General features: G+C 47.8%; 13 protein-coding genes. 4 read left to right on the top strand and 9 right to left on the bottom strand.

The annotated features are described in order from the left end of the window. The first annotated feature begins 180 nt into the window (after positions 1–180). Positions 181–1,002 (top strand): LysR family transcriptional regulator, encoded by an 822-nt coding sequence (locus AR1Y2_RS02720; RefSeq protein WP_137327586.1) that lies wholly within the window; start codon positions 181–183, stop codon positions 1,000–1,002. Here AR1Y2_RS02720 and AR1Y2_RS02715 read toward each other — a convergent pair. Beyond that, positions 971–1,861 (bottom strand): DMT family transporter, encoded by an 891-nt coding sequence (locus AR1Y2_RS02715; protein ID WP_137327585.1) that lies wholly within the window; start codon positions 1,859–1,861, stop codon positions 971–973. The two genes, AR1Y2_RS02720 and AR1Y2_RS02715, sit on opposite strands and share 32 nt — an antisense overlap. 153 nt (positions 1,862–2,014) lie before the next feature. On the opposite strand from AR1Y2_RS02715, the gene AR1Y2_RS02710 reads away from it, so the two are divergent. Together AR1Y2_RS02710 and AR1Y2_RS02705 are read left to right on the top strand one after the other, a co-directional pair. Beyond that, complete coding sequence (locus AR1Y2_RS02710; RefSeq protein WP_137327584.1) at positions 2,015–3,106, top strand: DUF2974 domain-containing protein; 1,092 nt, start codon at positions 2,015–2,017, stop codon at positions 3,104–3,106. 100 nt (positions 3,107–3,206) lie between these two features. Further along, entirely contained in the window at positions 3,207–3,788 is a 582-nt protein-coding gene (locus AR1Y2_RS02705; protein ID WP_137327583.1) for a zinc dependent phospholipase C family protein, read from the top strand. A gap of 18 nt (positions 3,789–3,806) precedes the next feature. Here the strand turns inward: AR1Y2_RS02705 and AR1Y2_RS02700 are convergent, their stop codons facing one another. Together AR1Y2_RS02700 and AR1Y2_RS02695 are read right to left on the bottom strand one after the other, a co-directional pair. Beyond that, on the bottom strand, positions 3,807–4,607 hold the full coding sequence (locus tag AR1Y2_RS02700; protein ID WP_137327582.1) for a protein-ADP-ribose hydrolase: 801 nt from the start codon (positions 4,605–4,607) through the stop codon (positions 3,807–3,809). Further along, positions 4,585–5,427, bottom strand: a complete 843-nt coding sequence (locus AR1Y2_RS02695; protein WP_137330177.1) for an SIR2 family NAD-dependent protein deacylase — start codon at positions 5,425–5,427, stop codon at positions 4,585–4,587. The genes AR1Y2_RS02700 and AR1Y2_RS02695 overlap by 23 nt, the downstream gene beginning before the upstream one ends. A gap of 231 nt (positions 5,428–5,658) precedes the next feature. Here AR1Y2_RS02695 and AR1Y2_RS02690 point away from each other — a divergent pair, with 231 nt between their 5' ends. Beyond that, positions 5,659–6,000, top strand: coding sequence for a winged helix-turn-helix transcriptional regulator (locus AR1Y2_RS02690; protein WP_137327581.1), 342 nt, complete (start codon positions 5,659–5,661; stop codon positions 5,998–6,000). Positions 6,001–6,030: 30 nt separating this feature from the next. Here AR1Y2_RS02690 and AR1Y2_RS02685 read toward each other — a convergent pair whose 3' ends face one another. The 6 genes from AR1Y2_RS02685 to AR1Y2_RS02660 all read right to left on the bottom strand — a co-directional run bounded on the left by AR1Y2_RS02685 (position 6,031) and on the right by AR1Y2_RS02660 (position 12,798). After that, complete coding sequence (locus AR1Y2_RS02685; protein WP_137327580.1) at positions 6,031–7,128, bottom strand: metallophosphoesterase; 1,098 nt, start codon at positions 7,126–7,128, stop codon at positions 6,031–6,033. Positions 7,129–7,150: 22 nt separating this feature from the next. After that, entirely contained in the window at positions 7,151–8,350 is a 1,200-nt protein-coding gene (locus AR1Y2_RS02680) for an aldo/keto reductase (protein ID WP_330554820.1), read from the bottom strand. A gap of 48 nt (positions 8,351–8,398) precedes the next feature. After that, a complete protein-coding gene (locus AR1Y2_RS02675; protein ID WP_137327579.1) occupies positions 8,399–9,145 on the bottom strand; it encodes an aminotransferase class IV in 747 nt (248 codons plus the stop codon). Continuing rightward, the gene (gene pabB / locus AR1Y2_RS02670) at positions 9,142–10,515 is read right to left on the bottom strand and encodes an aminodeoxychorismate synthase component I (protein WP_137327578.1); all 1,374 of its coding nucleotides are present in this window, start codon (positions 10,513–10,515) and stop codon (positions 9,142–9,144) included. Before pabB ends, AR1Y2_RS02675 begins: the two co-directional genes overlap by 4 nt. Continuing rightward, on the bottom strand, positions 10,505–11,107 hold the full coding sequence (locus AR1Y2_RS02665) for an anthranilate synthase component II (protein WP_137327577.1): 603 nt from the start codon (positions 11,105–11,107) through the stop codon (positions 10,505–10,507). Before AR1Y2_RS02665 ends, pabB begins: the two co-directional genes overlap by 11 nt. 425 nt (positions 11,108–11,532) lie before the next feature. Further along, on the bottom strand, positions 11,533–12,798 hold the full coding sequence (locus tag AR1Y2_RS02660) for a zinc-binding dehydrogenase (protein WP_137327576.1): 1,266 nt from the start codon (positions 12,796–12,798) through the stop codon (positions 11,533–11,535). Positions 12,799–12,805 lie beyond the last annotated feature (7 nt).

The raw sequence follows: 12,805 nt of genomic DNA, 5'->3' as shown, positions 1-12,805 counted from the left end.
ATTTTATACTGCATGGCTATCATTTTTGTCTTCCTCCTTGAAATCATTATGTACCATTTCATTATACAGAGCTGTCTCTTGCGTGTATAATAAGGAAACATGAGGTTTGCCATCAGCCAGAATGATAGGAGGAAAATAGAATGGAAAGCACAGACCTAAAAATATTCATGGAGACAGCCCATGCCGGATCTATCTCAAAGGCAGCAGATCATCTGGGGGTACGTCCAGTCCAATGTGACCGCTCATATCAAAAATCTGGAGTCTGAGTTAAATACCAGTCTTTTTGCCCGGCACAACAAAGGAGTCTCCCTGACAAAAGACGGCGAACTGCTTCTAACCTATGCAGAAAAGATCCTTGCTCTGCTGGATGAGGCAGAACAAGCCCTTTTGTCTGGAAAAACATTAAAGATCGGCACTACCCAGACCATCGCCGGATACTTTCTGCCTCAATATCTTATGCTGTACCAGACAAAATACCCGGATGTGGCAGTATCTGTCATGACCGGTACGCAAAAACAGCTGGAGTCTGATCTACTGCAGGTCAGGTCCGACTGTATTTTTACCAATTCTTCATTTGCTCCTGCCGATACCAAAGAAATATTCCGTCTCGAAGAGGATCTTGTGCTCATCACTCCCCAGACTGTCACAAACATGGAGCAGGCATGGAACTGCCCGGTCATCACCAACAATATACCTGACTGCCCTTACCGCAGGATTCTTTTTAACAGCATGAAATCCATGGACATCCAGGCATCAAAAGTCCTTGAATATGACAGCCCGGAGGGTATCTTAAAAGCAGTCGAATTGGGGATGGGGATATCATTGCTCCCAAGACATATGACAGCCGACACAAAAGGGATTCACACATTTTCTCTCAGCGAATGTCCTACCACTGCCATTAGACTCCTAGTCTCCGATCAGGCTTCTTTGAACCCTCTGGTCATGTCGCTGAAGCTGTTGCTTCATAATTTTAATTCCTGTCAAACACCGCCAAAGATGTGACCCCTCCTAGAATCAGCGCAAATCCGAGAATATCCATGCCGCCAAAGATTTCTCCCAGGAAAATAACTGACATGACTGCCGCCACTAAGGGTTCCACACATGCAAACATGCTGGCTCTTACCGGCCCTAAGAGACGGACTCCTTCCAGGTAACAACCGAAAGGAATGACTGTTCCGAAGATAATAACACAAAGTGCCATAAGTACAGTTCTGCTGTCCCAGATCCCGGGAACATTCCAGAAGCCGACAACAGGTACCATGAGGATTCCTCCCAAAAACATCCCCCATCCCACAGTCTCCAAAGAGCCGAACTCATCCAGCAGCTTTTCCGGCTGGATATTGTAAATTGCCAGTGCCACGGCCGAAAACAGCCCCCAGAACAGAGCCTGTCCCGTCATCGTCAGGCTGCCCGGATCCCCATGGGTTGCCAACAGGAAAACCCCGGCGATCACACAAAACAGCACGATCACCTCCAGACGCTTGGGCCTGCGTTTCTCCACTGCCAGACAAAACAACATGATGATCGCAGGTGCAATATACTGCAGCACTGTGGCTGTACCCGGATTGGAATACTGGATGGCAAGAAAATAAGACATCTGGCACGCTGTCATTCCGAAAAGACAGAAAACCATCTGGCTGGCCGCCGTCCTTTTCTTTTTCCACACACTGAAAATCTTTCCTCTTTTCTGGACTGCGGCAAATAACAGCATCAAAAATCCCGCTGACAGAAGTCTCAGCGTCACCAGCCACACAGCCGTCAGCCCCTTTTGATCAAATAAATATTTACCAATGATGCCGGAGATGCCCCAGAAAATCCCCCCGGCCATGGTAAAGATCACACCCTTTGTACTTTGGTTCATAGCAAACATATCCTTTCTCAAACATTCTAATGTATTATACCTTATCGGGCAGAATGCGTCCATCCGTAGGATATGTAATACTGGATTCTCTTCTGAGTTTTCTTTTTTTGCTGTATAATAGAGACAAAGGCCCATTCATAAAGGAGGATACATATGTCCACAGATCTTTTTGATTATATCGCATGGAGAGGTGACTTAAGCTTTCAGGATTCCAGCTTCAATGAAGTAGACAGCCTGATCCTCTGCTGCCTGTCCTATATCCGTTTTCCCGGCATCGTTCCCGACGTTTCGGAGCCCGGGACAGTAACCGTAGCTGAGGCATCCGAAGCATTTTTTTCATTAAAGGAGGATCAACGGCAGACAAGAACAGAGGAAGACGAAGAGCTTCTCGGAAGAATGGGCAGAAGCCGCCGTTTTGGATCCTTGAAGCTCTCGCGATACGCAGACCATTTGAATCCGGAGCAGGAAAAACAGTTCTCGGCCATCACTGTCTCCTTTGAGGACGGCAGCACTTACTTTGCTTACCGCGGCACTGACAGCACTCTGGTGGGCTGGAAGGAAGATTTTAATATGGCATTTATGCCTGTCATTCCGGCCCAGCAGGAGGCCGCAGAATACCTCATCCAAGGCGCTGGACAGACTGAAGGCCCCCTCCTGTGCGGCGGCCACTCCAAAGGCGGGAACCTGGCTGTATTTGCGGCGGCAAACTGTTCGGAAGCCATCCAGCCGCGCATACAGGCAGTGTATAATAATGACGGTCCGGGCTTTGACCGTGAAGTGTTAAAAAGCAAAGGATACATCGGCGTATCGGACCGTATCCACACATTTCTCCCGCAGTCTTCTGTGGTGGGGATGCTCTTGGACCACGAGGAGGATTATACGGTCATCCACAGTACACAGAATGGGCTTTTACAGCACGATCCCTACTCCTGGGAAGTGATGGGACCAGGTTTTATACAGGTCAAAGCCGTCAGTGCATCCTCAGAAATCATAGACCGTACACTAAAAAACTGGATCTCCAGTATGAACAGTTCTGAGAGAGAGGAATTTTTTAATAATCTGTACCAGATTTTTGCCTCCACGGACGCGGAAACCCTAAAGGACCTGCCTGTCTGCTGGCTAAAGAATTTCCGCAAGGTCTCAAAAAGCCTCCTTACTATCTCTCCCGAAACCCGCCGGATGCTCCACCGGACATTTTTCAGGCTTCTGGACGCGGGTAAAGAGGCACTTCTTGATGAATTATAAAAATAACCATTGATTTCTAATATTTTTATCACTTTTTAGACACAATTTGCAGATACTATGAGAGTAAAGAAACCGCTGTAGTTCTAAAAGAGGTAGCAATATGGAAACAAAAGATCATTACTCTCTCTCAAGATTTATGACCCGCCGGATGAAGCTGAATCTTCCAAAAAAACTTGCATTTATGATGGGAAATGTTTTTCCTGATCTCAATCCCCTGTCTTATTTGAAAGGAGCTAATGCAGCAGATCTGGACGGGCACACTTATCAAGCCCGCAGGAATCTCATGAGCCGCACGTACTCCTCCGGATTTAAGGACACAGTCTCTGGATGGTTCCACGCCGGGGAAATGATGCATTATATCGCCGATTCCTTCACCCGCCCACACAACAAAGAATTCAAGTTTTCTTTTCCGCAGCACGTCATCTATGAACGGCGTCTTCATTCTGTTTTTCACAAGCAATTGTGCCCGGAACAGATCCGCCGGCTTACAAGATCCCACGCCAAGATCCGCCGCTTTGATCCGTGGTTGGAAACGCTGCACCAGAGATACCTCCAGTACTCCTCATCCCCTGAGGATGACTGCCGGTACATTCTCCACTGCGCTCTGACCGTATGCAGCGGTCTGACAGAAAAGTGCACTATACAAAACCTCCAGCCAGTGAAAAAACTGATTCCAGATTAATTATCCGGAATCAGTTTTTTATTTCGTCACAAGTTTTCTGTAAATGTCCCAGCCTATTTCCTTAAATACATTAAAAATGACCCGCTGTATGCCGCTATCTCTGTCCAAAAACGAGAGCACCGTATCCAGAGCGATATCTGCTGCCCTCTGATTCGGAAAATGAAACTCGCCTGTGGAAATACAGCAGAAGACAATACTTTGAAGGTTTCTTTCTTTTGCCGTCTCCAGACAGGACCGATAACAGCTTTCCAGTGCCGCGCAGTGTTCTTTTCTTAGGATTCCTGCCACTACCGGGCCAACCGTGTGGATCACATACCTGCAGGGAAGATTGTATCCGGATGTGATCTTTGCCCGGCCTTCCGGCTCTTCATATCCCTGCTCCTGCATGATTTGGAAGCATTCTTCCCGAAGCTGCATCCCTGCGGCTGAGTGAATGGCATTGTCCACGCACCCGTGGCACGGCACAAAGCACCCAAGCAGCCGGGAGTTTGCCGCATTGACAATGGCATCCGCAGAGATCCTTGTGATATCGCCCCTCCAGACAGAAATCCTGTCAGCGTGTCTGATCCCAGATCCGAACGCTTCTTTTACCGTTGGTATTTCCTCAACAGCTACGATCCCTTTTTGTGCCGTCTCTTCCTTCAGATATTCATCCTGCACTCTCAGAACTTCAGATGAGAGTTCCCCAGGCATCCTGACATTCATAAGAGAGCGCAGAAGCCTTCTTTTGTCAACCTCTCCCACTTTCCATTTCTCATACATGCCGGATTCCCTGCTTAACTCACCGATCAGGAAATCAAGCCTCTGTGTCTGGTCCATTATTTTCCTCCTTCAGTTGTCTCAGTATCTCTGCGATCCCTCCGCTAATGCACACCGAACGGTCCCTGATCTCTCCCGGAGCCCATGCCTCATTCAGATTGATACACACATAAAAGGTATTTTGATGCTGTGAACAAATCTCCCAAAACGGAAATTTGATAATCCCCGGTGTGTTCATACCCACTCCAAGTTCTACAAATAAAATCCTTTTGTCCAGATTTTCCTGCAGGAAGCTCTGGTATCTTTCTGCAGCCTGGTGCCATTTGTCGTCTTCCACAAAAAACCTGCTTTTTCTAAGATTCACTTCCATTTCCCCGCCGCACACAGGACATTTCGGAATCATGGATACCGGAATCTTACAGTTTTTCTGGACTTTCACCATATCCCTGACCTGGGATTCATTGCTGTATAGCTTTAGGTGACATGCCTTTGCACACTGAAACAGGCCATAGTCCCCCTGGGTGGCAAAAATCCTATGGTCCTCAAACCCAGACATCCAGAACTGGTGATCCACATTTGTGGTCAACACAAAATAATTTTTATCTTTGACCAGCTCATATAGATCCTGATAGGCCCGGCCGGCAGACACATCATAGCGGTTGATGTAAATATGCCTGCTCCAATAGGCCCATTTCTCCCGCTGTGTGGGAAATGGGTAAAACCCTGCGGAATACATGTCCTGGATTTCATACCTGCTGATGAAATCCCTAAAGTTTTTTTCAAACCGTTCTCCTGAATATGTCAGCCCGGCTGCCGCCGACATTCCTGCTCCAGCGCCGATCACAACAGCATCCGCCTGCTTTAGCTGCCGTTTTATCATACTAAGCTGTTCTCTCCATTGATCCAAAATATCCTCCCCCTTCTGATTTCCCCAGTCCCGCAAATCCTCTATTTTGATTATATCCCTTGTATCTCTTTCCGTAAATTACGCACAAAAAAGTGGCATGGTATCCAAAAGATACTATGCCGCCTTCTGGTTTCTTATTGTGTTCAGATAATGAAAGATATAGAATAGAATTATATTGTTTAATTACCAAGGAGGAAACACATCATGCAAAAGGAAAAAAAAATACCTGAATGCCCTGTGGAAATGACGCTGCAGCTGATCGGTGACAAATGGAAGGTCCTGATCATCAGGGATCTTCTCACAGGCACCAAACGGTTCAGTGAACTGATGCGGTCCGTGTCAGGAATCACACAGAAAGTCCTGACCAGCCATCTGCGGGCGATGGAGGCCGACGGACTGGTGAACCGGAAAGTGTACCCCCAGGTACCTCCGAAGGTAGAATACTCCCTTACAGAAACCGGAATGAGTTTAAAGCCCATTTTGGACTGCATGGTAGAGTGGGGAACCGAGTACACCCAGAAAACGCTGAATCAGAAGTCTCGTTAAGGGCAGTAAAAGGTAACGATTGCTTCCTGGTCATGGGGCAGTCACTTCTATCATGACATATTCACAGTGTCCGCCCGTCCGGATCGGGTAACCCCATCCGGCCATGCCCGATGTAACAATGGTCTGGAGATTTCCGGTCTTCCGGTATCCATAGTTGATCTCATTAACCCCCATAAGTTCCATCAGCTGGCCGGTAGGCCAGATCTGACCCGCATGGGTGTGCCCCGATAGCTGCAGATCAATGCCCTGCCTGTTATTTTCCTTCAGATCTCCCGGCTGGTGGTCCATCAGCAGATAAAACTTGTCGTCCGGCACATCTTTCATGATCTCTTTGAGACTTTTTCTGTCTTTGTCCCCAGCGTCTTTTCTTCCGATCACGCAGATATCATCCCCTGCCAAGACCGCTTCATCCTCCAGAACATGAATATCGGCCTCCTTAAGCGCCTGCCGCATATCCTCAGAACGATATTCCGGCTTTTCTACATATTGGTTGGAGTCATGATTTCCGTATACATAAAACACCCCATAAGTGCTCTTCATATTTCCCAGCACCTTTGCCGCCTGTTCCATCTCTTCCCGTTTTGTATTTTCATCAAAGATATCCCCAGCCAGCAGAATGATGTCCGGATCCTGTCTCTGGATCTTCTTGCACCAGTTTTTTAAATCTTGGGCCTGCATGGTGACTCCCAGATGAATGTCGGACATGAGCGCGATCTTAAGTGTTTCGCCCTCCTGAAACTTAGAGGATGTGATCCGGTAGCCCGTCTTTCTGATCTGATGCATATTGTAATATCCATATGTAAAGATCAGTGCCATGATGACAAAGACCAGGATTCCGCTTTTATAGACCGTCTCCCACTTTCTCCGGCTGCCATGGGTCTTTTTTATGATAAAGTTCACCAGCTCTAAAAACAAAGAAATTGCGATCAGATGCAGAATTGCCACTCCTCCCCACCCGTAGGCCGGCCATGCAAAATAGATACATCCGCCAGCCGCGGCAGCACTGAGTACCTTTACCAAACGGGTATCTCTTTGCAGCAGCCGGAAAATCCGCCGGAAGAAAAAGTACAAATAAATCCCTGTGGGTATGTAAATCAGTATGGGTAAGATGAAAAATAATAGATACAAATCAGTTCCTCCTAAATGATGCTTACTTGTGAAAGATTTCAGCGGCGTTTTTCATGTTATCTCTAATTGAAACTTGAAACGGACACCGTGTCTCACAGATGCCGCATTCTACGCACTCCGATGCTTTGTGTTCCAGCACTGCATAATGCTCCCTTACTGTCTCCGGAACCTGACTTTTCGCCTTCGCAAGATTCAGAAACTTCGTGACAGATGCCACATCGATCCCTTTTGGACATGGAGCACAGTGGCCGCAGTACATACAATGGCCTTCCCAGCTTAGATTTGGAAAAGACGCCAAGGCACGGGCATAATCTTTTTCTGTCTCTTTCGCATCTTCATATGCAAGACTCGCTTGCAATTCCTCCAGAGAATGGGCTCCAGCCAGCACAGATGCCGCTGCCGGCCGGGTCAGTGCGTAGTGAATGCACTGGCTTGGTGTCAATGCTTTTCCTGCAGGGGACAATTCCTCATCGAGCAGATCTCCTCCTCCGAAGGCCTTCATGACCGTGATCCCCACACCCATCTGGCTGCAGAGTTCATATAGTGCCTCTCTTGACGGATCCATGTTCACAAGGTGTCCTTTATAACTTTTATCATCCCAGAGTTCCCCGCAGTCTTCCCCTGCCGGCTGCAGATCATAACAGGGATTGACACTGAACATGAGCACCTTTATCTCCTGGCTCCTCACTGCTTCCATGGCTGCTTCCGGATTATGGCTGCTCAGACCGATGTAGTGGATTTTCCCCTGGGCTTTCAGCTCTCTGGCATATTCCATCACCGGACCTTCATAAATGTCTTTCCAGTCCTTTAAAGAATCTACATAGTGGATCATTCCCACCTCAATGGACGACATATGTAGCCTTTCCAGCATATCCTCAAACCCCTCCCGAACCTCATCGATCTGCCGGGTACGTTTATACTGTCCTTCTTTCCATATGGTACAGAGGTGTCCCTGAAGAAAAAAATGATCTCTTCTGCCATTTAGAACTTTTCCGATCTTGTCTCTTACATCCGGATCCGGTGTGTACAGATCTAAATAATTAACACCACTGTTCTGTGCCAAATCCAAAAGTTCTTTTGTCTCCTGTTCGTTCTTTCCCACAAATCCTTCACAGCCAAGTCCGATCTCACTGACCTTCATTCCTGTGTTCCCAAGCTCCCGATAACGCATATGATCTACCTGTTCCTTCCAATGACGGTTTCCTGATATTTCATCTATCATAACATCTGGAGCTAACTCAAAGTCAATCATTATTTGACGGCAAGTCCATCAAGGCAGGGTATCAAAATGTCCAGGGCAGCATGTCTGACGTAGCCGTTCTGTCGTCTCAGCGGTGGCAAAGTGATGATCCCCAAGGCTCTCTGCCGGCATGATGCCCATGAGGGAGTTGGTCAGAAACATCTCATCGTAAGTCTCTACATCCTCCGGGCGGATGACTGCTTCCTCTGCTTTGTACTTTTCACATAGATATTCCCTCATCACCCCCGGGAGCATTCCGCAGGAAACAGGAGGTGTGTACAGCTTATGACCCTTTACAAAAAATACATTGGATACAGTCCCCTCTGTGATCTCCCCCTTGCCGTTGAGAAACACAGCCTCGTCATATCCCAGCTCCTGCACTCTTCTTCTCTCCAACAGATTTTCCGCATAGTTCAGGGTCTTGTGAAAGATAAGCGGAGATGTCTCATTTCTGCGGATCCCGCTGTACACGGTCCGAAACCCATTCGTTTCATCACAGCCTGCGTATGGATTCCTGCGGACAGCGACTGCTGTATTCTTCTCTGACACAACGATCTTCAATGCATCGTGTCTGGAGAGATCCGCCTCCCTGTCTTTCAGATACTCCTCTATCTTACATTCCACACCGCCAGGCCGAACTGGGAGACCAAGAAAATGCACTGTTCTCTCAAGTCTTTCCATATGTCGTTCAAAAAGAATCCGTCTGCCATGTTCCAGGGCAATGGTTTCAAATGCCCCGATCCCAAAATAATACCCTTCATCTGCCTGTATGTTCATAAATCCTGCCTCCCTTCTGCTGCCGCAACTGCCTCCAGCACTGCTTTGGCTTTCTGCATAGTTTCTTCATATTCAAATTTGGGATCTGACTCCCATGTAATACCTCCGCCCACGCCCAGCCGATACATCCCGTCCTGATAGACAGCCGTGCGGATCACGATGTTAAAATCACAGTCCCCGTTCAGAGAGACATACCCAATGGAACCGGTATAGAGTCCTCTCTGGCTCCGCTCCAGACGGTCGATGATCTCCATTGCATGGATCTTGGGAGCACCAGTGACTGATCCCCCTGGGAACATGGCTTTTAACAGCTCCTGGACATTCGTCCCCTCCCTGAGTTTTCCCTTCACTGTGCTGACCAGGTGGAACACAGTTGCGTACTCCTCAACGGTACAGTGCTCCGGCACCTTGACAGTTCCGGGCTCGCAGATACAGTTTAAATCATTCCGCTCCAGATCCACGATCATCAATAATTCACTGCGGTCCTTTTCCGAGTCCAGCAGCTCCTGTCTCAGCTGAACGTCCTCCGCCCTGTTCCTTCCCCGCCTCCTGGTGCCCTTGATGGGCCTGGTGACGGCAGTTTTGTCTGTAACCTTTAAAAACCGCTCCGGCGACGCACAGATCACCTGGAAATCCCCATAATTCATGTACGCTCCGAAGGGGGACGGATTGTGGGTGCGCAGGTAATGAAATACATCATAACACTGTCCTTTTCCCGGAATCCTCAGCTGCTGTGTCATGTTGGCGATATAAATATCTCCCTCTTCAATATAGGAGATCATCTTCTTCACCGCCTTTTCATACTCCTGTTTTTGAAAATCAGGGACAAAGTCCGCGATCCGCTGCTGTCTCTGCGGCTTTCTGAGCGAAAAACTCTCCCTGGCCGTCCGCTCCATCTCCCGGAATACGTCTTCGGCGCTTCGATTTTCTTCCCTGGCTGTCAGGTAAAGCTTTCTTTCCCTTTGGTCCGCAATGATCAGATTGTCATAAAATACAAACACTGCCTCCGGCACTCCTGTCTCTTTCTGATGACAGGACAAAACATGCTCAAACCTTCTCCCAAAATCATAGGACAGATATCCCACGGCACCGGACACAAGGGGCAGTTCTGTCTGGTTCTCCTCCTCAAAGGCTTCCAGATAGTGATCCAGGACCTCTTCCAATGGACGCGCATCTGCTGTGCCATTGACGGTGCATTGGCCATTTTCCTGGCTTAAGATCAGATATGGATTCACACCGATGATTGAATATCTTCCCTGATCGTTTTCCAGAGAAGAATCGAGAAACACCGCATATTGTTCCTCCCTGTAAGGATAAAAAATCTCCTCCGGATCTTTATAAAAGGACAGTTGTTTTATCTTAGTCTTCATGCTCTCTCCATTCCTGGCATATTTTCATAAAATTCTGCAACAGCTCTCTGCCATATTCCGTAAGCACCGCTTCCGGGTGAAACTGGACACCGTAGACAGGTTTCGTTTTATGGCTGACTGCCATGATCTCCTGGTCCTCTGAGACTGCGTCCAACCGGAGCACATCTGGCAGGCTGTCTCTCTCAGCCACCAGGGAATGATATCTGGTCACAAGAAACTCCCTTGGAAGTCCCCTAAACAGGTCCCTCTGATCATGTGTGATCTTCGTCACCTTCCCGTGCATAGGCCTGGCTCCTTTTACGATCCTGCCCCCAAACGCCCGGCAGATCATCTGATGCCCCAGACACACACCCAAAACCGGGACACGGCCGGCAAAATGCCGCACCAGCCTGACAGAGGAATCACAGTCCTCCGGGCGTTTGGGACCCGGTGATAAAATCAATCCCTCAAGCCTGCCCTGTTCTCTCAGATCCTCCAGATATTCTGCATCTGCTTTGTCACTTCTGATCAATTCTGTTTTTCCCCCCAGGACCTCCAGGTCCCGTGCCAGATTATGGACATAAGAGTCATAATGGTCGATGATCACAAACATATCAAAAATTCCTTTCTAAAACAAAGAGTGCATAACGCCCGCAGGGCTTTTTTATTTCATAGGACGCACTTTCCTATGAAGATTAGGGTGCCAAAAGGTTCGATTTGAAATAATTGTTGTGATATTGCATAATAAATTATCCACTAAATAGCTTTTCGAACGCTTAAAAGGTATGGCTATTTGTGCAAAATCTACAATGACTTTTGGCAAAGATACCTTTTGACACCCGAATCCTATGAAATAAAAAAGACTGCCAAAAGTGTACACATCCCCTAAAGGCATATGTACGCTTCGGCAGTCTTCCGTTTTATTTTTTCCCAGCAGTCGGGTTTTATCCGGGCACACCATCACTTTATGTTTAATTTTTCTTTCTCAGGCATCTTACCACATCTATCCCGAATCTGCAATCATCTACTATTAAATCTTTATTCCTCAGGTGCCAGTGTCTTCAGCAGATATTCCTCTGCCTCCTGACACCATACATTGTTATTTGCCTCGCAGATCTCTGCCAGATGTGCAAACATTTCATTATCTTTCCCAAGCTTTCCGAAATCCTCGATGGCAGTCAATTCCATCTGGATATGAGGATAGATCAGCTTCTTGCCTCCCGGGAGCTTCGGAAGATTTAAGATCGTATCCGGTGCCGCATTGATTCCTCCGATATGTGTTACCATATAGGACGGATTGATCTTTCCAGCCGCAGAAAGCTCCAGAGACTCGATCATATCGGCAGGGGCGCCTCCTGAAGTTCCGCAGATATGGGTTCCTTCATAGTGAACATTGTAGAAATTATATTTTGCTTTAAAGTTGTTGTCCGTCGGCCCTGCAAAGAAGTTCAGGCAGCCGTCATTTCCAAGGAGATCGTCTCCCATCTCAATCAGGGGTTCTACCGGCGCGAATACAAAGACCTCATCATATCCTTTGCCTCCGTTCAGCTCTTTCAGATCCTCCACAGCATGATCGTTCCCAGCCGTGTTCACATAAATAAGCTCTACTCCCTTTGCCGCCGCATCCTCCGGAGTGATTAGGGATTTTGCGCGCTCAAGTCTCTCTTCGTTGATATCCGTGACTACAATCCGTTTTGAGTTATAAGGCCCGTTTAACGCATAATCAATGGCTCCGATCCCCATAGGTCCTGCACATCCCAGCAGCGCGACACTTCCTCCGTCTTTTAAGCCCATCCTGTGCTCATACACATACGGTGTTGTATGATAGGTCGCATGAAATGCGCCGATGATGCATGACATGGGCTCTGCCAGGGAAGCATTTGCAAAATAATCTCCCTCATATGGAAGCACACATCCGATATCAATGGATACCTTCGGGATGATGCAGTAGGTAGCATTTCCTCCGTAATATTCGTAGCTGTATCCCGCGGAGTAACCGCTTGGAAGTCCCATGGCCGGCTGGAGCACAAACTTTTCTCCCGGTTTAAAACGGTCTTTTAGCTTCTCTCCCACTTCTACAATATATCCGCCGAACTCATGGCCTGTGATCGTCGGATGTTCCGGACTCAGATCATCCGGTACTCTCTTGTGGTCCCCTCCCCTTAAAGCCGCCTTATATGTAGAAAGACAGATACTGTTTGATACTACCTTTACCAAAAGTTCCTCTTCTCCGATCTCCGGAAGTTCCACTTCTTTTACATAAACCTGATTTTTTGCTGCCAAAACTGCCGCTGTTGATTTCATCCCTGAT

Origin of the sequence: Anaerostipes rhamnosivorans (assembly GCF_005280655.1) — a bacterium.
Classification (GTDB): domain Bacteria; phylum Bacillota; class Clostridia; order Lachnospirales; family Lachnospiraceae; genus Anaerostipes; species Anaerostipes rhamnosivorans.
Note: the sequence above shows the minus strand (reverse complement) of the source record. Positions and strands in the feature narration are given on the sequence as shown.